Origin of the sequence: Brevibacterium sp. FME17, assembly GCF_014897515.1 — a bacterium.
GTDB lineage: Bacteria > Actinomycetota > Actinomycetes > Actinomycetales > Brevibacteriaceae > Brevibacterium.
The window spans coordinates 1-20,452 of sequence record NZ_JABUYD010000035.1; the positions used below are offsets into that span (position 1 = coordinate 1).

The window sequence follows — 20,452 nt, forward strand, 5'->3', positions numbered from 1 at the left end:
TCGGATGGGCAGTGTGAGAACTTCCATCATCGGAAGACCTCGACGTCTATCCGGGTAGCGACTCGCCTTGTTTGAAATTCATCGGCCTACACTCTCGTTTACGAAGAGCCGCAAATAGGCACGAAATCTGTCCGTTCCCGTTGTATTCTCCGAATGCCCCTATCGTGCAATGCTAGGCGTTTGTGCCGCGAGCAGACTGACCGATTTCGTCGCCTTTAAACGCCGTAGGGAAATTGAGCATGAGGTGTACTCCAGCTTCCCGTGGGGTGAGTCCAACGTGGTAGTTGTGCACAGTAAATTGCTAGAGTAGGGGCATCTTGGGTGGTTGGACGGGACCTTTGCCCTTGATGATTCTAGGGTTCTTAGAGTCGTACTGAAGTGCCTTTCCATGGCATCTGTGTAACGAAGTGGAAAGGCTCTGAGGCGCGTTGCTCGTGAAGCGATGTGAGTTAGTGTCCATGATGCCACGTAGTTACACACCCCTTCACTCCTCGAATGCTATCGAATGCCTCCTTTCGACAGAGGATGGTTTGTGCGACACCGTCGTGAACGGGCACTACGGGATCCTTGTTCCCGTGTTACCGGGAACTGCTTCCGTAGGCAGTTGTAGCTAATTGAGTCCGTCAGCCATTACCCACTCCGCGATCGCGGCCACATGCGCGTCGACGGAGTCGATGGCTGGCAGGGGAGCGGTCTCCGGGGGGGACGAGGAGCCCGATCTCCGTGCATGATAGCGCCACCGCATCCGCTCCGCGTGCCTTGAGATCGTTCATAATCTCGACATATCGCTCACGCGAGGCATCCGTGAAGACACCCTGCGTGAGTTCGTCGAAGATGATCTGATCGATCTCGACGCACGTGTCCTCGTCCGGAACCAGTGTCCCGATTCCCTGAGCCTCGAGGCGGTCTATGTAGAAGCCGTCGAGCATCGTCCACTTCGTGCCCAGCACCGCCAAAGTCGAATACCCCTGCCGCTTCGCCGCCGCTGCAATTGCATCGACGATGTGAATGAGCGGCGCGTCCACTGTCGACTCGATCGCCGGCGCACACTTATGCATGAGGTTCGTCGCGATCGCCACCGCCTCGGCGCCACCATAGACCAAGCGCTGCGCCGTCGCCGCCAATGCCGCATCAGCTCCGGCCCAATCCTCAGCGAGCTGCAACTCCCTGATGTCGGCGAAGTCCGTGGAGTCGAGGAGGATTCGCGCCGAATGGTGACCGCCGAGCCGACTCGCCACCGCATCATTGATCTTTGTGTAGTACTCGATGCTCGAATGCCAGCTCATGCCACCCAGCAGACCGATCCTGCGCATGCTCTCACTCCTCATTTCGTCGACTTCTTCGACGCCCAAAACTGTCCTTGACCTCCAGTCTGGCCCGATCCCTCCAGCCTCGGTAGACCCAGTTCCCACTGCATTGGCATAAGCTGGGCTTATGGCTAGTGTCTTCGAGCAGGCTCTCGACCTCGGCGAGCCCAAACGGCTACTCATCTTCGGCGCCATCGCCGAATCCGGCAGCATCGGCGCTGCCGCCCGCGTCCTCGGCTGGTCCCAACCGGCGCTGTCCCAACACATGAATGCGCTGGAGAAAGACCTCGGCGTCACCCTCTTCGACCGCACCCCACGCGGGATCCGATTGACCACCGCCGGCCAACTTGCCCGCATCCGCGCCAACGAGGTGGCCGCCTCGGTGACGGGACTGCGCAGCGACCTTGCGAAAGCCTTCGGCCTCGGCGGACGCAATGTCCGCCTCGCCGGGTTCCCCAGCTTCGTCATCGGCCCACTGGCCGCGGCGCTCGGCAGGCTCGAAGCAAACGCAGGCACAAATACCGACGCACCGCTTCACCACTCCTACGAAGTGTCCGAGGCCGAACCGCCCGAAGCGCTGAGCATGCTCGACGACGGTGACATCGACATCGCCTTCCTCTTCCATCACGAAGACGAAGCCCCACCCGAGCTGGCCGGACACACGACCGTCGACCTCGGCGCCGATCACCTCGACCTGCTCGTCCCCGAACGCTGGAACCGAGCCGGGCAGATCCAACACCTCAACGATGTCGCCGACCTGCCGTGGATCATGGGCTGTGTACGCTGCCGGTCCACCGCCGAACGTCTCTGCCGCACCGCTGGCTTCGAACCCCGGACTCGTCACATCACCGACAATCCCGGCGCCATCCAATCGCTTGTCTCCAACGGACTCGGCGTCGCACTGCTCCCTCGCAGCGCCCGTCGCTACTCCCAAATCCCAGGCATCGACCCCATCGCCCTGCAAGAGGCCGGCGCCCGCCGCGTCACCGCGATGATCCCCGACCGACTGGCAGACGCCTCCGAGGTGATCGACCTCATTGACGCGCTGCGAGCTGCCGACGTCACCGGCGGTGGGGCAGACGTCGCAACCGGCGTCGAAGCAGTGGAAACCGCAGACGGAGCGAGCTCCACCAGCGCCTCGACCGACAGCTATAGTGACTCCTGATGAGCACGTTCACCAAAGTCCTCGATAGATGGCTGACGGTCACCACAGCCGCGGCGATCATCGTCATGATGCTCCACATCGTCACCCACGCCCTGGCCCGCTCTGTCTTCCACACACCGATCTACGGCACCAACGAAATCGTCGAATACTGGTACCTGCCCATCGTGGCGCTGCTCGGCATCCCGGCCGCACAACTGCAGAAGGAACACATCACCGTCACCATGGCCATCGAACGGGCAAAACCGGCCACCGCCGCAGTGTTCACGGTCTTCGCCTGCGCTCTCGGCGCGCTCGTGTCGATCGCCTTCGCCTGGTTCGGGCTGGGTAAAGCGCTGCAGAACACGGCCATAGGGTCGACCGCCGACGTCTCCGCTGTCATCACTTGGCCCGTGTACTACCTCGTGCCGGTCGTGTTCGTGCTCCTCGGTGTGCTCTACGTTCTTCACGCCGTCGCGATCCTTCGACGCCGCACCACGGCAGGGGAGGAGAAGTGAACGCGAACACCGACCTCACCGGCGCACCCCTGCCGCCAGACGACGCGAACAGCACCAGCACCCAGAAACCAAACACCACCACGCTCTTCCCCACAGGTTCCCGACGCGAAAGGCCCGGCGCCCTGGCCCTGACCATCGGCTTCGGCCTCGTCGCCGTCTGCCTCGCAGGCCTCTTCACCAGCCCGTCCGCGGCCATCGGCGGAGCCTGGTGCATCGCCATGATGCTCGTCCTCCTCTTCCTCTCCGTGCCCGTGGCCATCGCCTTGTCCGTGCCTTCCATCATCGGCGTCTACGCGGTCAGCGGCATCCCGGCGACCATGAATATCCTCTCGACGGCCCCATTCAGCGCGGTCTCGGACTGGACGTTGAGCGTGTTGCCGATGTTCATCTTTATGGGCATGCTGCTCACCCAATCCGGTCTCTCCGGCAAGATCTACCGTGTCGCCGATGACTGGTTCTCCTGGCTGCCCGGCGGCATCGGCATCGGCACGACCTTCGCCGGCGCCGGACTCTCCGCAGTCACCGGATCGACCATCGGCATGACCTACGCGCTCGGCCGAGCCGGCATTCCCGAGATGCTCAAGGCCGGCTACGACAGACGAATGGCCGTCGGGACGATCATGGTCTCGGGCATGACCGGCAACCTCATCCCACCGTCGATCCTCATGGTCATCTACGCCGGCATCGCCTCCGTGCCCGTGGGCCCGGCACTCATGGCCGGCGCCCTGCCCGGGATTCTGCTGGCGCTGTGCTTCGCCGTCTTCATCTTCTCCATCGGTGTCATCGCTCCGAAACTCGTCGGCCGCGGCGTCGATTCCGCAGACCGCACGACACCCACCTGGCGCCAACGGCTGACCTCACTCGGCGGAGTCTGGGGCTTCCTGGTCATTCTCGTCGTTCTCTTCGGCGGCATGTTCTCCGGCATCTTCACCCCCACCGAGGCCGGAGCCGCAGCCGCGCTGTGCTCCGTTCTGCTGTGCCTGTGGGAGAAACGCGGCGACCATCCCTGGCGAAAGATCGCGGCCTCGGCCATGGCCACGGTGTCGGCCACCTCGGCGATCTTCTTCATCATGATCGGCGCGACGATGCTCACCAGCCTGCTCGCGATCACGGGGCTTGCCCCCATCCTCACCGGATTCATCACCGACCTCGGGCTCTCGCGGGTGGGCTTCCTGCTCGTGCTCATCGTCCTCTACGTCATCATGGGCATGTTCTTCGACACCATGTCGATGATGCTGCTGACCATCCCGATCCTGCTGCCGACGCTCGAGACCATGGGGGTCAGCCCGCTGTGGTTCGGTGTCTTCGTCGTCCTGCTTGGCGAATTCGGCATGATCACCCCGCCGGTCGGCATCATTCCCTACATCATCCACAGCCTCGTCAAGGACAAGGCCGTCAACCTCGGGCACACCATCACGCTGCGCGACATCTTCATCTCCCTGCTGTGGTTCCTTCCCGTCGCAGTGGTCTTCCTCGTCCTCCTGGTCGCCGTACCAGGCATGACCGAATGGCTTCCTGATCTCATCGAGCGCACCAGCGGTGGCATGGCCAGTAGCTGACCCTCGCCGAGGTGGCCCTGCCGTTCCGTCGCACACGCCGTTGCGTGGATTCCTGGCGGTGTGAGGGGAGTCATAACAGGGCGGACTCATTCAGATCTATGATCTAAGGAAACTCTCAGTCATTGTTCAAAGGAGTCCCATGAATCGCATTCGGTCGGCGGCAGTCCGCCCTCTTACCGCCATCGCGACGCTCGCGTCGCTGGCGCTCTTGGCCGGATGCGCCGGATCTGTCGGCGGGAGCGATTCGGACTCGGATGCCTCTGCAGGGGAGGGCTTCGCCTACGACGCATCGCAGGATGAGATCGATGAGGCACTGGCCGGTCTCGACCCTGTGACTCTGAAGTTCCAGCCTTCGGCGATGTCGGAGAAGTCGATCCTTGCGCCGAACGGGCTTGATGTGAAGAAGGCGATCGAGGAGCGCTCGGGCGGGAAGATCACCGTCGACATCGTCTGGGGTCAGGCGATCGCCAGCTACGCCGACGTCGATGACGCTCTGGCTGACGGGCGAGTCGATCTCGCCTTCACACTGCCGTCCTACACCCCGGCCGAATACTCGGCCTTCGACGCGCTCGGCACCGCCATGTCGACTCTGCCGTCCTCGCCGGTCGCCAGTGATCTGGCCGCGAATGCTGCCGGTGTCCAGGCGGCGTGGGAGACGCCCGAAGTGCTTGCCGAGTTCGAGGACAAGAACCTCGTTCCGCTCATCCCGATGCTCGCCGCCGGTGGGTATTCCACAATGTGTTCGAAGCCGATGACGGCTCTCGATGATTGGAAGGGCAAGCAGCTGCGTGTCGGTTCGGCCGCCGCCGGTAAGCAGGTCACCGATCTTGGAGCCACTCCGGTGTCGCTGTCGTTCCCGGAGACCTATGAGGCGCTGCAGCGCGGAACCGTGGACTGCGATCTCGGGCAGCTGGCCCCGAATGTTGAGGCCGGGACGTTCGAGGTCGCCCCGAATATCGGAGTCGCCTCCGACGCGGGAATCGCCCGTTCTGCCGGTGCCATCACGGCCGGGAAGAAGTATTCGGAGCTGCCGGTGGCCTACCAGCAGATTGTCTTTGACTCGATGTCGACGACGTTCTCCACCATGATGGAGGTCGTCATCGGTGCCAAGGCGATGGCCGTCGAACAGGCGAAGGCCAACGACGGATCGGTCGAACCTTTCGACGATGATGTGCAGAAGCAGATGGCGACGTACGCGAAGACGCTGTCGGACAAGACTGCTGAGAAGGCTGAAGTTCCCGACGCACCGACGACGTTGAATGATGCGGCGAAGGGATGGCAGAAGGCCGTGACGGACCTCGGCTACGACGATAAGGGCGACTTCGCTGAGCTCGACGAGTGGTACCCGGAGGATGCGTCGTACGACAAGCTCGGCGACGAGCTGTTCGAGAAGGTGTTGAGCGAGCACCGGCCGGAGTGATTCGGGGGAATTTTGGCTTCTTCGCTGGTTGATAGATTGCAAGTGGTTTTAGCCCTGCCGTGACTGGTTTGTCTGCAGATGACTTGGAGCTTACTGAAGGCCGTTCCTTGATCTGGTCTATTGGAACCTTGACATCTGAGAGCGAGAGGGTATGTCTCGGCGCAAGTCAAGCTTGTTGTCCCGATGCTGCGGATCGCAGCAGATCCTCGACCCCCGGCGTTAAAAGTGCCTTGCACGGAGCAGCTTGAGCCGGGCACTTTGAAAAATTCGGGCATATCAATGGAATTATCAAAAGTAGTCCTAACTTCACGTTCTCAAGCTGTGTTGTTGAACTGACAAATTTGCCCGCGCCGAAGGCCGCCGACTTCGAAATTACCTTGACAGCAAAGCGTGGCAACCCGCTCTGCTTTAGAATCTCCTCGATTCCGTGCCCGAGCCATGCGGTGTAGGTCGAGGGATCAATTGCTTCACTGGCTCGTTCGAGAATCTTGCAAAGCCAGTGCCTTCGATTCCGTCTTCGATACCACGGCATGCGATCAAGAATCTCATCGGCTACAAGTCGGTAACCTGCTCTCGGGTCAAATAGTAACGAGACTACAACGTCAGCGCTGCCGTCCTCCAAGACTCTTCGTAGTTCCTGCTTTCGTGGGTCCTGTTGCTCTCTCCGCCGACGAGGTGGAGGCGATCGGTGCTCACCTGGTTGTTGAGCTGCAGGTCCTCTGGACACTCCACCTCTGTTTTGAGGCGATGTCGATTTATAACTTCCTGTCGGTGTAGAGCGAACTCGGTGCGGGAGCCCCGATGGTGACGGGGGAGGAAGCGAGCGACTGCTTGTAGGAATACTGGCATGCTGTCGTCCGATTTGAGAATTGTGTCTATGATTATGACCGCACTTTCCGCAGTAATAGGTTCCGGATGGCAATATTCTCTCCTTTGGTCCAACTCAACATCGCAAGAGGTTTAACTCACTTAGGAAATGAATGGTGTGGCAGCGACTACGACCCGACGAACGATTCATAGATGGCGGTGTCCGAGCGCTCGCGGAGTGGGTCAGTAGAGAAGTTGAAGCTGATTCCTGTGTCACTCTTGAGTCGTTGATATAACGCCGGCCTCAAGATCGCAGCTTTCTGACTGTTGAATAGCGAGCGTTGCTCCCGTTTCTTTGTCCGTGGGTTGATGGAGTTCCTGCGAACTGCGAAACAGTGCACGCGGTTTGGGTCTTCGCTATCTGACGTGCTCAGCTTGTCGACAATCATGGACCGTTCCTCTGGTTGGGGCTGCAATCGGAGGTTAGCGAGCAAAACGTTCCCTATGTGTTCATACAGGTTATTGAGCGCATTGCCGACCCCACCAACCGCATAGGGAATCTGGAAGAACTTGCGAATCTCTTTGGCGTCACCGATCAGACCCCTGGTGTTTGCGGGCCACTCCATGCTGCCGCTTAGGTCGTTCTTCGGAACGAACTCTAGCCGTGCGAGTGCAAACTTTTCGCTCTTCGGCTTGGCGTTGGCATACTGTTTTATAATGACAAAGTAGGAGATGCTTTTGAAAGTAACGTCAGTTATTGCCAACGCAAACCCTTGGGCTTCTAACTGACAAACTGCTTCTCGCAAATCAGGCATGAACTGCTTCACGCTGCGACACCCTCTCTCGAACCGTCTGACTTTCATAGTGTCATGCTTGTCACCTGATTTGGCGCTCCCATCTCACTTAATTTGGCGCTTCCACCACACTTCTGATCGGCCCGATATCGCACATATTCACGTCTCCTTGAGCGCAAACCCATCAATCGCAGAACTTGTGTGCTGGGCAGATGTATGTGCATTTGACCCGGCTCCGGAATGCACCGCAAATTCCCACTCACAGCCACTCCCGACCCGCAGGGCATCAACTAGGCTGGTGACGGTGCCGAACCTCGGCGAGACTGATCGAACAACGAAAGGGCTTAACGGGTGACGATCCTCTATTCCATCGGTTTGGGCCTTATCAACGCGCTCATCGTCGGCTTTCTCGTGCGGCGAATGATGTTCACCGGCACCGGAGCCGCACGCAACACCATCGTCTCCCTCGTCATGGGCCTCTCGATCTGGCCCATCACCCTTCAGGCCTACAAGATGCTCGGCATCGCCGAGGGCGGTCAATACCCGACCCTGGACATGAGCTTCCCGGCCATCATGGTCTTCCTGCTCCTCTTCGCGTGGTTCATCGTCATCCAGATGTTCGTCCTCCTCGCGATCGAACTCGTCATGCCCTCTGGCACACTGAGCTCACTCATCCGCAATGCGCCGAAGATCCCCACCTGGTACCGCCGGTTCAACCGACTCGCGCAGATCCAGAAGATCCTCATCCAGTTCGGCCTCTCCCGCTACCTCAAACCACGGATCCCGACCCTGCGAGTGTCCCTACGCGAGATCGCGTCGACGACCCGTGATGCGCTGACTGCCTCCGGTGTCACCTTCATCAAGCTCGGCCAGTTCATCGCCACGCGCGGTGACATGATCCCGCACGAGTTCGTCGAGGAATTCTCCACACTGCAGGCTGGTGTGCCCCCGGTTCCGTTCAAAGAGGTCAAGGACCAGTTGGAGACCGAATGGGGTAAGCCCGTCGCCGAGGTGTTCGCCGAGTTCGACGAGGTTCCCTTCGCAGGTGCCTCCGTCGCCCAGGTCCACCGAGCCGTGACCTGGGAAGGCCGTACGGTCGCCGTCAAGGTCCAACGCCCCCGGATCCGCAAACAGGTCCGTGCCGACTGCGACATCGTCCTGACCCTGGCCGAGCGACTCGAGCGCACAACGGACTGGGCGAAGAAGGTCGGAATCGGCAAGCTTGCCCGCAGCTTCGTCTCCTCTCTCCAGGGAGAACTCGACTATCGCGGGGAACTGGCCCACATCGAGGCTCTGCGAGTCGCAGACGAGACGGGACGCTCGGCCTCGAAGACGGAGTCGGTCGTCCACATTCCTCGTGTCTACAAGGAGCTCTCTGGCGAGTTCGTCATTGTCATGGACCTCGTCGAAGGCGTTCCCCTTTCACACGCCACCGAGGTGACCGGGAAGCTTTCGCAATTGGCCCGCGAGGAGATCGCCCAAGACCTTTTCCTCATGGTCGTCCGCCAGGTACTCGGCAAAGGCATCTTCCACGCCGACCTGCACCCCGGCAATATCGTCATCTCCTCGGCCGGCCGTGCGGGATTGGTCGACTTCGGTGCCGTGGGACGCATCGACAAACGCGACCGCCGCGCGATCGCCCTGCTGCTCATGGCCTTCGACTCGCAGAACTCGCAGGCCGCGACGGCTGCGATCCTCGAACTCCTCGGCACACCGAGCGACGTGAATCTGCGCGAGCTCCAGCGCGAGATCGGGCAGATCATGCTCAAGTATGGTGACGGTCTGCCGGGCTCGACCTCGGCAGCGCTGTTCGGGGAGCTCATCGACTTCGTCGTCGATTTCGGCTTCCCCATGCCCGCCTCGGTGGCCACGGCCTTTCGTGCGATCAGCACCTTGGAAGGGTCGATCACCAGGCTCGTTCCCGAGCTCAATCTCCTCACACTTGTCACGCAGAATGGACGCACATTGCTGCGTGAGGTCGGGGGACTGGGCGTCGATCGGCAGGAGCTCGCGCTATATGCGGCAGCGACGGCACCGCAGCTGGCGGAACTGCCCGGGCAGCTCTCCCGCATCGCCGGGCACCTGCAGGACGGGACACTCGACGTCGGCACGAGTGGGCTGAACATTTCGATGATCAAGAACCTGCTCAAGTCGACTGTCGAGCAGTTCATTCAGGTGATCGTGTCCACGGCGCTCATCCTCGGCGGAGTCATCCTCATGGCCGCCGACTTCGGTCCGCCGCTGGCACCGGAACTCAAGCTCTTCACCTACTTCGGGGCGTGGGTGCTGCTGGTAGGCAGCGTCATCGCCGCTCTGGTGCTGGCTCCTGCGCTGCGGCAGCGGATGATGTGGGAAGGGCTGGGGTAGGGCCGGCCTTGTGGATGCTGGTTACCGCTAGCCGGTCTTTCCAGTCGGTACTATTGCTGTATGACTTTGGGAAGTGTGCTTCGGACCGGAGCAGTTCTGCTGTCGATCGCGTTGGTGTCTTTGGGATGCTCCAGCGGCAACAACGAGAAGAAGTCAGAGAGCAGCGCGTCGTCGACGGCGTCGAGTGATTTTGAAGTATTTGAGAGCGCGCTCGACTCGGCTGGTTGGGTGGAGGAATCCGAGTTTGACTGGTCTGCCGTATCTTCATCCGGCTCCCAGACTCCAGAAGTTCAAGCAGCGCTGCCTCTGATGTCATCGTGGGTGGAGGCATCAGTCTTCAGCGATGAAGCGAACAATGCGACCTCTACCCGTGGCTTGGTTGATGGTCTACAAAAAGTTGTAGGATCGTCCGAATTCGATCGTTTTTCGGCAGAATACGATGGCGATCGGGACGATGGCCTTGAAAATGCTGCGGCATACGGTCTTGTGATTTCTCCCAACGTTGAGTTGAGCACCGAAGCGCGAGTTGCAGTCTCTACCGACGTCGACCAGGCGGAGGACGGGTCGTCGGACGCCGTGATTGAAATGACGGCGCGAGCAGCCATCCCAATGACGAAGGGGTCGATCAGCCGCTGGGGTGTGTACGTCTATAATCTCAAGTTCACCGTCCCAAAGGGGTACGAATCCGGAGGCGACCAAGGGAACGGAATCAGTGTGGCCACGATGTCTCCGGGACTCTTGACATGCGACTGGGAAAACACCTTTTCAGCTGACGTTGCCGACGATGGCTTGTACGTTCCATCGTTTGTCCGGAAGGCGATCGAGTTTGCTGGCCCCCGTGAGAACTTCTCATACGCTGAACTGAAGAAGGGCCTTGGTGAGCCTCCCGACCTCTCGAAAGTCTGCGACTCCTGAAAAACAGGTGCAGGTCGTCTACTTTCGCCTGGCTGGAACTTGGTCTTCCGGAAGCAGTTGACCTCGCAGCGTGAGCATTGCCGTGATGCTGCAGCCAAGGAAGAGCAGGCCGCCGAGGGCGACCGGGATCGACAGATCGATTGTGCCTAGGACTCCTCCGAGTACAGATCCTAGACCCAGGCCCAGAAGTCCGAGCACGCGTGTCGCCGCGCCGACCCGTCCGAGCAGATTGTCTGGGACGAGTCTTTGTCGTAACGAGAGGGAACAGATGTTCCAGACAACGGCATGCAGAATATACAGGGCCAGAAGGACGCCGGCGATGATCGGGCTCGTAGTGCACGCAAGACCGCCGAGAGTCATTGCGCCTAAGGCGAGAGCGCCGGTGATCGTCCACCGACACCCCAGATGTTTTCGAAGCCTGGGCGCGAGGAATGATCCGAGGAGTCCTCCGAGGGCGGCGAACGCGAGCACAAGTCCATAGCCGGCGCCGTTGAGACCAAGATGATCATGGGCGAAGAGAACGAGGATTGAGAACGGCAGCATGTAGCCGATGCTTGCGAGTGCTCCGATGAGAGCCAGACTGCCGACGACACGATGATGTCTCAGCCAGACGATCCCTTCGCGTGCCTCAGCGAATACCGAGCGCCGAGCTGCGAGTTCACCGGTCGAACGCGCTCTCCGACGGATGGGCAGTGCGAGGGTGATGACTCCGGCAAGAGCCCACAGTCCGCCCATGGCGAAGATGGGAATTGATGCCGCCAGCGCGAACAGAATTCCGCCCAGGGGAGGACCAGCGAACTCGTCGGCGATTAGCTGTGCCGCTGTTATTCGTCCGTTTGCGGAATCCAAGCGGTCTTTCTTGACGAGCGAGGGCAGGACGGCGACGGCGGCATTGTCAGCCAGACTCTCGAACGTTGCGACGATGGCCATTGTTGCGTAGAGAAGCACCAGTGAAGAGAGTCCGAGCTGAATGGTCAGAGCCAGTCCGAGCAACGTGATGCCGCGCAGAATATTGGCGGCGACAATGAGGGTGCGGCGTTCTAAGCGATCAACCCAGACACCGATCGGCAAGGCGACGAGAAGCCGCACGAGCGCGTAGAGAGTGGCCAGACCGGCGACCAGACGTGCATCGTCGGTCATCGATGTTGCCAGCAGTGGCATCGAGACAAAGGCGAGACCATCTGCGAGATTGGACAACGCATTCGCGCTCCAGAGCACGAAGAAGCCTCGATCAGGTCTCATACGCTCAGCCTATCCGCGGCCAACCGAGTCCGACCGCGAGCCAGTCTCGGGATCGTCCCGTGGCCTCTCCTGTAGGTGCGGCCTCAGTGCCATGCCCCGTGCACGTCGAAGACTGTCCTTCGTTAAGATGACGAACATGACGAGCCCACACCCAGCGACGAGAACGGCAGACACAACGCGGATCAGCGCCACGGCCCTCATCTTCGAAGGCGGCGGCATGCGTGCGTCCCTGACGAGCGGGATGGTGGTCACGCTTCTTCGCGAAGGACTGGATTTCGCCTGGGTTGCAGGCATCAGCGCAGGGGCATCGAATGCGGTGAATTATCTGTCCGGCGATGCACGTCGGGCTCGCCGGTCGTTCGTGGAATTCGCCGCGGACGAACAGTTCGGTGGTCTGCGCTACTTCGCCCGCGGGCAGGGTATGTTCAATGCGGAGTACATCTACCAGAAGGCCGGCGGGCCCGAGGAGGCGTTGCCGTTCGATTGGGAGTCATTCCAGTCGAACCCCAGCGACATGCGGATCATCGCATTCGACGCAGAGTCCGGCGACGAGGTTGTGTGGTCGCGAAAGGACACGCCGCACATCGACGACCTCATGGTCCGGGTGCGTGCGTCCTCGACGATGCCTGCTCTCATGCCGCCAGTCCATCTGGACGGTCATGTCTATGTCGACGGTGCGATGGGCGAGGACGGTGGAATCGCGCTGAGTCAGGCACAGCGCGAGGGTTTCGAGAAGTTCGTCATCGTGCTCACGCAGGAGCGCTCGTACCGGAAGGTGCCGCAGCGTTTCCCCTCGGTCTACCGCCAGGTCTTTCGCCGGTACCCGGCGCTGGGGGAGGCACTGCTGACCCGGTGGGCGAGGTACAACGAGACACGTGAACGCATCTTCGCCCTCGAGGAGGAGGGTAAGGCCCATGTCTTCGCCCCTGAGCGCATGCCTGTCGACAACGGCACTCGCGATCTGCGCCGCCTCGCCGCTGCGCACCGGATGGGGCTCTCTCAATCACGGCGTGAGCTGCCGGCGATGTGCGAGTTCCTCGGGGTGAAGCAGGCGTAACGAGATGGTAGTTCGACCTGCTGGCCTGGCCGATCTGACCGGATCTAGTCCTCAGGTGTTGCGGCCTGATCGCTGAGAATGACACTTGTTCGCAATAGAACTTCCAACTGCGTGAGATTATATAGTTCCGCGACGGCGACTTGGAGCGCTTGTTGGCCGAAGCGCTGGCCTCGTGCCGACGCGAATGTCGGTGAAGCCAGCTCGGGTGCCTCGGCGTGCAGTTGGCGCACCACCGCTGCAAGCCTATCCGGCAGGTCGGTCAGCTCATCGGGATTCGCGTCTTCCGTCAGTTGGCTGAATTCCACCAGTGCCTGATGGCCGGGAACCTGTTCGTGCAGTGTATTCCACGCCGAGAGGGACTCATCGGAGAGTATTCGCGAGGCCACTGTCATGAATTCCTCGTCAGCCGGCCCCAGCCCGTCCAGTGATCTGGATCCTTGCTGAGGGTGCACAGCGAGTTCGTGTGAGATTTGGCCGCGAATGGCATGCAGGCGTCTGATCGCTGCCTCGGCTTCTTCGTCCAACTCGCGCAGCTTATCTGTGTATTCGTCTGATTCCTGGTGCTGCATGTCGGCGAGATCCAAGTGGCGAATTTCTGACAAGGGGGCACCGAGCTCGACGAGTCGCCGAATTCTAAGCAGGAGCGTCAGGTGTGAAACGCCATAGTTTTTGTAGCCATTCGAGTTGCGCGGAGGTGACGGAAGCAGCCCGACGTCATGATAGTGCCGGACAGTCCTGAGGGTGGTGCCCGCCAGGTCTGCGAGTTCTTGGGTGCTCCAGCCCATCTGCTTCCCCGTCCCGGGCGAGAGTTTGATTGTGCCTGTGCGACTGACTTTAGCATTGCCGCACTTGGCACCGAATGCGGGCCTATGAGGACGGGTGAGGCCACCAACGTGGCTCATGTCACAATGATTGGGCCTTGAGTATGACGTAGCGGCACAGATTACGGTCGAACTGACAAGCACGGAAGCGGATTCTCTACCGGCATCGATCGAGCAGCATCTTCCACTCATCAATCAGCCTGAACCGCAGAAGCCTAAGACGAACGGATTCGACATGACCACAACCTCGCCTTCCACCCACACCCGATCTGCTACCCACACTCGACCCGTCATCGGCGCGATCGCCCTGTGGACGATACAAGTGCTGCTCGCCCTCATCTTTGTCTTCATGGCCCTCCCGAAGGCGTTCGGCAACCCCATCGCCGTCGCACCATTCGAGGTGATCGGACTCGGCATCCCCGGCATGGTTGTCGTCGGATGGCTTGAACTCGCTGGCGCGATCGCGCTGCTCATTCCCCGTCTGTCCGGCCTCGCCTCGATCTGCCAGATCCCGCTGATGATCGGCGCAACTATACTCAGCACCATGGTCACCCCTGACTTGGTCGCCATTCCTGTGATCACATTGGTCCTCGTCTGCATCGTCGCCTGGTTCCGCCGCTTCGACACCACCGCACTGATCCATACGATCCGTCGCTGGCAGGCATGACCCGGCAACAGCGCCGAGAACAGAGGAGACAGAATCATGACGATCAATCATCCGCCGAGCCCGAAGACAGCACTCTGGGTGTATGCCCATCCTCACCGGGAGACATTGAATGGCCACCTCTTCGGGGAAGGCTCTCAGGCCCTTAGCGAGCAGTTCCAGGTCTTGACCTCGGAGCTGTATACACAGCAATTTGACCCGGTGCTCTCAGATCGAGATCTTGGCGGAGACGCGCGTCGAGGGAGCATTGTGGAACTCAACGCTGAGGCTTTTGCCAATGGAACGACTGCGTCAGATGTTCGTGAAGAGCAGGCAAAGCTTGCCGCGGCGGAGTTGCTGGTCATCCAGTTCCCACTTTGGTGGTACGGTCCGCCGGCGATTCTCAAGGGATGGCTCGATCGGGTATTGACGGCGGGTTTCGCTTTCGGAGACCTCGATCCGGAACTCGGAGTTCCCCGCAGGTACGGTGATGGGGGACTTACCCGGCGGCGTGCACTGGTGATCGTGACAGCGGGCGAAGACGCAAGGTCGATCGGTGCTCGAGGAATCAGCGGCGACTTGGAGACCCTGCTGTTTCCGTTGACTCATGGAGCGCTGTGGTATGTCGGTATCCAGGCGTTGGATCTCCATGTCGTCTATGACGCCGATACCGTGGACTCGGATCGACTCAGCGTTGAAACTGAGCGCCTGACGGAACGGATTCGTGACCTCGGCTCAGAGCGAGTACACGGCTACCGTAGGTTGGCAGATGGTGACTACTCCGACGCACGGGCGCTTCGGGCCGATATCCATCCCGGCCGGACTGACCTCGGCATTCATCGCATTGATGCTCACAATGCTCCCGGCTATTACGGCGAGAGTTGTGCCTGAGAACCGACGAGGCTGTGCCCGGGAATCCGGTGACTTCTCGATGGGCCCTCACCCGAGACCGATGGGCGAGGTCTGTCTATTGTCAGGAGGTCCGGCGCACCAAGAAGAGATCAGAGCACAATAGTCGCAGGTGCAAGAGCAGGTACGCCTCGGACAGTGAAGGAGAAATGCGATGGAGAGATGCCGACTCCACATTCTGGGCCCAAGCGGGGCGGGCGTCACGACACTCGGGAGGGCCATCGCGAACGCGTGGTCCGTCCCTCACGCGGACAGTGACGACTACTTCTGGTTACCAACCTCCCCTCCCTATATGACTGCACGTTCGGTTGAGGAGAGACTGGCGCTTATGCACGCAATGTTTGTCCCTCGCGAGGCTTGGGTGCTGTCAGGGGCGATGACTACGTGGGGCGCCTCAGTCGTCGAAGAGTCCGACGCTGTCGTATTCCTGAGGCTGTCTCCCAAGGAGCGCCTTCGCCGATTGGAAGAACGTGAAGCAATTCGTCGCGGTCGCACGAAACTTGATGACGATGATAGGACCTGGGCTGACTTCCGGGATTGGGCGATGAAATATGACGATCCGTCGTTCACTGGCCGCAGCCGTGCTGCGCATGAGTCGTGGCTGCGGACCATCAGACAGCCTGTGCTGCGGTTGGACAGCGCACAGGCTCCACAAAAACTGCTCGACGCTGTGCTGGAGTGGAATCCCACATAGGTGAGCAGGCTCAGCGCAGACCGAATTGCTCCCCGCCGACGCTGGTAGTGGTTTGAGGCGGAAGCCGATTTTCGATGCCCTTCCTGAATATAGTGAATTCGCGATAATTTACTGGCAGGGGTACAGCTAGCACAATCCTTCGTCGTCTCCGCAGGGAAGCAGGACTCACTCAACACGTGCTCGAAGCGTCATGGGCGATTATGAGCTGTGGCGCCGTTCAGCAATCGTGCGTCGCGCTTCTCAGCCCGTCGAGGAGCGAGAACTGTCATGAGCACCATGAATGGTTGGAATTCGTCTCGGACCAAGTAAGGTCGCGCCCTCTGGCCCAGAGGACGTGTCTCCTGGGTCGGTTGACCGTCACTATATGTCTCCATCGAGACTGCCGACTTGCAGGTGAATCTTCACCGCCGAGGTGGAGGCATCGCGGATCTGCTCGATCCGCCAGCCGTATTTGCCGAAGATTTCGGGACCGGTAGTGAACGGATACCTGAAGGTCCCCGATTGGCTGATGATATTGGGGTGGCGCAAATCTGCCTGTGGTCAAGAGGGCCGACGTCCTCAAGGCCCCGTACCTGATGTCGACGACCTTTCCGGGTGAGATCAAGGGGCTGGACGCGATGGATGAGCAGCTTGAAGGGCTTGTTTTGGGCTGAGGTCGATATAAAACGACTCGATGCAATTTGGCAAGTCTAGGTCACCTGCAGTGACATGCCTCCGTACGGGTTCTCCGAGGAGTTCTTGACCTTGCAGGCTGGTGTGTCAACGGCCATTAGGAATTGCCCACGGGCGGACACGAAAAGTGCCCGCTGATGGCCACCAGAACTGCCCACGGGCGGCCACGTTTTCTGCCCATCCACTTATTTGTGTCCGGCCGCGACCACCAGGCTCGTTCACGTCAGCTCAAGGCAACCACCCCCGCACCAGCAACAGCCTGACTCAACCTGATCGATTCCCCACTGGTCTCGATCAAGTGCGCATGATGAAGGAGCCGATCCACAGTGGCCGTGGCCACTGTCTTGGGCATGAGCTGGTCAAACCCAGACGGATGCAAATTCGACGTGATCGCGATCGAGCGTTTCTCATAGGCGGCATCGACGAGCCGATACAGACCCTCGGCCGCATCATCGCTGACAGGTAAGAGCCCAATATCATCGATAACAACGAGATCGGCTCGCAACAATCGCTGAACAGTCTTGGCAACACCATCATCGGGACGATGGGCACGGATGAGCCCGCCCAGATCGTCCAGCCGCAGCCAGGACACACGTCCGCCCTCATCGATGATCTTGTGGCCCAACACCTCCAGGAAGAACGATTTACCCGTGCCAGCGGGCCCGCAGACAGCCAAATTCTCCTTCCGCGATACCCACTCCAGAGTCGAAAGGCCCTGCTGCGTCGGGGCAGGAATCGATGACACATCCTCATCCCAGGACTCAAACGTCTTACCCGTGGGGAAACCCGCCTGCTTGCGCCTGGTCGCCAACATCGCCGCCGACCGACCACGAGCCTCCTCGACCAGCAGAGCTCGCACGACTTCGACGGGCTCCCACCGTTGAGCTTTCGCCGTGGCCAACAATTCCGGGGCAAGAGTGCGCGCATACGGCATCTTCAACCGTCGCATCATCGCCTCGACCTCAGCATCTAAGTCCGGCACCTGACGTGTGATCGCCATCAGGCCACACTCCCGTCAGCAGTCCCTGTCACCGGTCGAATGCTAATCGCCTGCCACCCGGCGGTACCTTGAGCAAGCGAGGCATCTTCGCCCGCGCTCCTGATGCCTTGATTGCTGACTCGATGGGCCAGCAACGACGCCACATCACCCGTGGCGAAGCGACCATAGGCGGCTGCGGTGCCTAACGCCTCGTCAACATCCTCACGACCATGCAAACGCGACAGGGCCACGGCCTCAACCATTTTCACTCGCATCCTCGGCACCCCGGCTGCGGCTGCTTCACGTAACCACTCGTGCGCCCCGTGACCGATGTCCAGGAAGGCTTCCTCATCACGGTTCCTAGCCTGGATTGCGTAGACTCCGGGGACCTTGCGTGTCGCATCGGTTGGGAAATGCTCGTCACAGATCTCAGGCGATCCTGGCCGTGCTCTGCCGTGTCGGGCTATCTCCCGAATCCCGTCACTGCCCGCGGCAACAATAATGATCTGTTCACCATCGGCGACTCCGTGGACCCTCACGAAGACCTCGCAACCCATCAACGCATGCGGCACCGAGTACTGCCCGGACTCGAAGGCCACCATCGGCGTATTGACCAGTACCTTCCTCGAGAGTCCGAACGCGATCGTATGGGCCCGGTCCGGGACAGGGTGCATCACCTCAAGCTCCTGGCCGATCAGGTCGATCGGGCGCCGTTTCGTCACCCGATGCTCTTTCGCATTGACTCCTTCCATGAATTCCTGGCACGCGATCTCGAGTTCGGCAAACGATGCGTATTCGGCCAGCAGATTCGTGGCCGTGGGAACCAAGTCGGCCTTCGCGATCTGGACTGAGCGTTCCACCCCACCCTTCGACGCGGGATCAGCCGGCTGACAGGTCAGGACCGTGGTCCCGTAGTACTTCGCGAACGAGACCGTGTCGCGGTTGCGCACGGGCACACCGGCGATGTGCATCGTCGTGACCGTCTTCTCGTTATCGGTCAGGACATAGGTCGGGATGGCGCCGATGAGTCGGAACGTGCGATCAAGGGCCATGAACACCGACGCCAGGGTCTTATCGCGCAGCGCGATCACGATCCGGAATCTCGAAAACGCCAACCACGCGATGAACAACACTGTCTTGGCCCCGTCGATGACGGGCCCATCACCATAGTCGTATTGCAGCCACAATCCTGGCTCGGCCACCCACGGCCGATGCACACGACGACCAGCCCTCTCCTGGATCTGCTTGGCTTCAGCGACCGCGCGCCGCGTCGATCTCTCCGACCCCTGATAACCGAGCTTGATCAGTCGTTGATGGACTTTATCGGCGCGGATCTTGCCTCCTGAACGAGTCACTAGTTCCGTGATCTTGTCCATGAACTCGTCCGTGGTCCGGTCGCGGCGGACTGGTGTACCCACGGGCCGGCCCTGGTTACGGGCGTCAACGTGAGCTTTGACCGTGTGATGGGAACACCCCACCATCTCGGCCGCGGCCCGATACGACCCAGTCGAGTCGAATGCTTCTAGAATTTCCATGATTTCTCCGTCAGACTTCATAAGCGGCCCCGGACCCTCTCGTGGTGGATGCTGATCGATTAGACACCGTCATCATCCCCGAGAAGTGGTTCGGGGTCGTCCCCCTTGAGCGGGGGCACTATGTGGTCGGATGGGCAGAAATCGTGGCCGTCACTGGGCAGTTCTACTGGCCAGGAGTGGGCATTTCCACTGTCCGCCTATGGGCAGTTTCCCATGGCCGCCAACACTGGTGGGCCCCGGCGCGGTTCAATGAAATAGAAGATCAACTGGAGTCCGGATGAGGCGTGCTCGTCGCCGAGGTGATCGCCGGGCTCCCAGATCCTATGCTGAATCCGAAGGTTTCTGGCGTGTATGAACTCATAGTTCGCCTGCAAGTAGTCGATGAGATCTCCCGGCGTCTTCGGTACCGCGGGAGTTGCGAAGTCGTCAAAACGATGGAGGAATCTGATCCGTGATCTATGACTGTCCCACAAGTCGTGGAGTAGGAAGGACTCGACATACTGAGGAAACTCTCGAACAGACCGAAGAAGTCACCACATTTCAGCAACGTGGGTGGCAGGGGACTGGACTCTCCGCGATAGTGACGGCGGATGCATTCGAGAGTCAGGTCAAAACGATCGGCGATCCGTGGATGGAACCCACGAGCGCCGTTGATCGTTGAGGCAACATCAATTCGGTTGCCTGGGAAGATGATCGAGCTTCCTATGGTGTATCCAAGATCAGGTGACAGTGACTCTGCGGAGATCTGCTGCGCAACCTTCGACGCTCGGCCTTTGAGCCGAGTCGTGATCGTATTGCTGGAAAGCACAATACTTCCGAGGCTCGACTCGTTCTGTCAGAAGCGGTGAGGGCGAACATATGGCCGGAAGGCAGCTGCTTGCTCCAGAGTTTCTGGTGATACTCGCGGAGGGTCGGACTGAGCGAGTCGGGGGTCTCTCCCGGTTGGGGTGTCACTATAAAGCGGCTCTTCGTAAACGAGAGTGTAGGCCGATGAATTTCAAACAAGGCGAGTCGCTACCCGGATAGACGTCGAGGTCTTCCGATGATGGAAGTTCTCACACTGCCCATCCGA

The 20,452-nt window shown here is 60.2% G+C and carries 16 protein-coding genes and 2 pseudogenes; 10 read left to right on the forward strand and 8 right to left on the reverse strand.

What is annotated here, in order from left to right; translation table 11 throughout:
• Positions 1-623: 623 nt before the first annotated feature.
• Complete coding sequence (locus INT40_RS19355; protein WP_226831686.1) at positions 624-1,313, reverse strand: aspartate/glutamate racemase family protein; 690 nt, start codon at positions 1,311-1,313, stop codon at positions 624-626.
• 121 nt (positions 1,314-1,434) lie between these two features.
• Here INT40_RS19355 and INT40_RS19360 point away from each other — a divergent pair, with 121 nt between their 5' ends.
• The 4 genes from INT40_RS19360 (at position 1,435) to dctP (ending at position 5,945) form a co-directional block, all read left to right on the forward strand.
• A complete protein-coding gene (locus INT40_RS19360) occupies positions 1,435-2,472 on the forward strand; it encodes a LysR family transcriptional regulator (RefSeq protein WP_226831687.1) in 1,038 nt (345 codons plus the stop codon).
• Positions 2,472-2,966 carry a TRAP transporter small permease gene (locus INT40_RS19365; RefSeq protein WP_193096774.1) on the forward strand — a complete coding sequence of 165 codons (495 nt, stop codon included), beginning with the start codon at positions 2,472-2,474 and terminating at the stop codon, positions 2,964-2,966. The genes INT40_RS19360 and INT40_RS19365 overlap by 1 nt, the downstream gene beginning before the upstream one ends.
• Positions 2,963-4,525, forward strand: coding sequence for a TRAP transporter large permease (locus INT40_RS19370; protein WP_193096775.1), 1,563 nt, complete (start codon positions 2,963-2,965; stop codon positions 4,523-4,525). Before INT40_RS19365 ends, INT40_RS19370 begins: the two co-directional genes overlap by 4 nt.
• Positions 4,526-4,664: 139 nt before the next feature.
• Positions 4,665-5,945 carry a TRAP transporter substrate-binding protein DctP gene (gene dctP / locus INT40_RS19375; RefSeq protein ID WP_193096776.1) on the forward strand — a complete coding sequence of 427 codons (1,281 nt, stop codon included), beginning with the start codon at positions 4,665-4,667 and terminating at the stop codon, positions 5,943-5,945.
• Positions 5,946-6,940: 995 nt separating this feature from the next.
• Here the strand turns inward: dctP and INT40_RS19380 are convergent.
• On the reverse strand, positions 6,941-7,579 hold the full coding sequence (locus INT40_RS19380; RefSeq protein ID WP_193096777.1) for a DUF6037 family protein: 639 nt from the start codon (positions 7,577-7,579) through the stop codon (positions 6,941-6,943).
• A gap of 318 nt (positions 7,580-7,897) precedes the next feature.
• Here INT40_RS19380 and INT40_RS19385 point away from each other — a divergent pair, with 318 nt between their 5' ends.
• Positions 7,898-9,913, forward strand: a complete 2,016-nt coding sequence (locus tag INT40_RS19385; RefSeq protein ID WP_193096778.1) for an ABC1 kinase family protein — start codon at positions 7,898-7,900, stop codon at positions 9,911-9,913.
• A 60-nt stretch (positions 9,914-9,973) separates the two neighbouring features.
• A complete protein-coding gene (locus INT40_RS19390; RefSeq protein ID WP_193096779.1) occupies positions 9,974-10,828 on the forward strand; it encodes a hypothetical protein in 855 nt (284 codons plus the stop codon).
• Between the two features lie 18 nt (positions 10,829-10,846).
• Here the strand turns inward: INT40_RS19390 and INT40_RS19395 are convergent, their stop codons facing one another.
• Positions 10,847-12,070 carry an MFS transporter gene (locus INT40_RS19395; protein WP_193096780.1) on the reverse strand — a complete coding sequence of 408 codons (1,224 nt, stop codon included), beginning with the start codon at positions 12,068-12,070 and terminating at the stop codon, positions 10,847-10,849.
• A gap of 136 nt (positions 12,071-12,206) precedes the next feature.
• Here INT40_RS19395 and INT40_RS19400 point away from each other — a divergent pair, with 136 nt between their 5' ends.
• Positions 12,207-13,127: a patatin family protein gene (locus INT40_RS19400; RefSeq protein WP_193096781.1), complete on the forward strand. Its 921-nt coding sequence runs from the start codon at positions 12,207-12,209 to the stop codon at positions 13,125-13,127.
• 44 nt (positions 13,128-13,171) lie between these two features.
• On the opposite strand, the gene INT40_RS21410 is transcribed toward INT40_RS19400, so the two are convergent.
• Both INT40_RS21410 and INT40_RS21415 read right to left on the reverse strand, forming a co-directional pair.
• On the reverse strand, positions 13,172-13,729 hold the full coding sequence (locus tag INT40_RS21410) for a hypothetical protein (RefSeq protein ID WP_413463563.1): 558 nt from the start codon (positions 13,727-13,729) through the stop codon (positions 13,172-13,174).
• 39 nt (positions 13,730-13,768) lie between these two features.
• A pseudogene (locus INT40_RS21415) lies at positions 13,769-14,140 on the reverse strand (MerR family transcriptional regulator); the annotation flags it as partial.
• A gap of 43 nt (positions 14,141-14,183) precedes the next feature.
• On the opposite strand from INT40_RS21415, the gene INT40_RS19410 reads away from it, so the two are divergent.
• The 3 genes from INT40_RS19410 to INT40_RS19420 all read left to right on the forward strand — a co-directional run bounded on the left by INT40_RS19410 (position 14,184) and on the right by INT40_RS19420 (position 16,194).
• Positions 14,184-14,615 carry a DoxX family protein gene (locus INT40_RS19410; RefSeq protein WP_193096783.1) on the forward strand — a complete coding sequence of 144 codons (432 nt, stop codon included), beginning with the start codon at positions 14,184-14,186 and terminating at the stop codon, positions 14,613-14,615.
• A 36-nt stretch (positions 14,616-14,651) separates the two neighbouring features.
• Positions 14,652-15,482: an NAD(P)H-dependent oxidoreductase gene (locus INT40_RS19415; protein WP_193096784.1), complete on the forward strand. Its 831-nt coding sequence runs from the start codon at positions 14,652-14,654 to the stop codon at positions 15,480-15,482.
• Positions 15,483-15,654: 172 nt separating this feature from the next.
• On the forward strand, positions 15,655-16,194 hold the full coding sequence (locus tag INT40_RS19420) for a hypothetical protein (RefSeq protein WP_193096785.1): 540 nt from the start codon (positions 15,655-15,657) through the stop codon (positions 16,192-16,194).
• Positions 16,195-17,089: 895 nt separating this feature from the next.
• Here the strand turns inward: INT40_RS19420 and istB are convergent.
• The 3 genes and pseudogenes from istB to INT40_RS21420 all read right to left on the reverse strand — a co-directional run bounded on the left by istB (position 17,090) and on the right by INT40_RS21420 (position 20,334).
• On the reverse strand, positions 17,090-17,866 hold the full coding sequence (gene istB, locus INT40_RS19425) for an IS21-like element helper ATPase IstB (RefSeq protein ID WP_101575090.1): 777 nt from the start codon (positions 17,864-17,866) through the stop codon (positions 17,090-17,092).
• Positions 17,866-19,401 carry an IS21 family transposase gene (gene istA / locus INT40_RS19430; protein ID WP_193096786.1) on the reverse strand — a complete coding sequence of 512 codons (1,536 nt, stop codon included), beginning with the start codon at positions 19,399-19,401 and terminating at the stop codon, positions 17,866-17,868. Before istA ends, istB begins: the two co-directional genes overlap by 1 nt.
• Positions 19,402-19,577: 176 nt before the next feature.
• Positions 19,578-20,334: pseudogene (locus tag INT40_RS21420) on the reverse strand (DUF6994 family protein).
• Between the last annotated feature and the right edge of the window lie 118 nt (positions 20,335-20,452).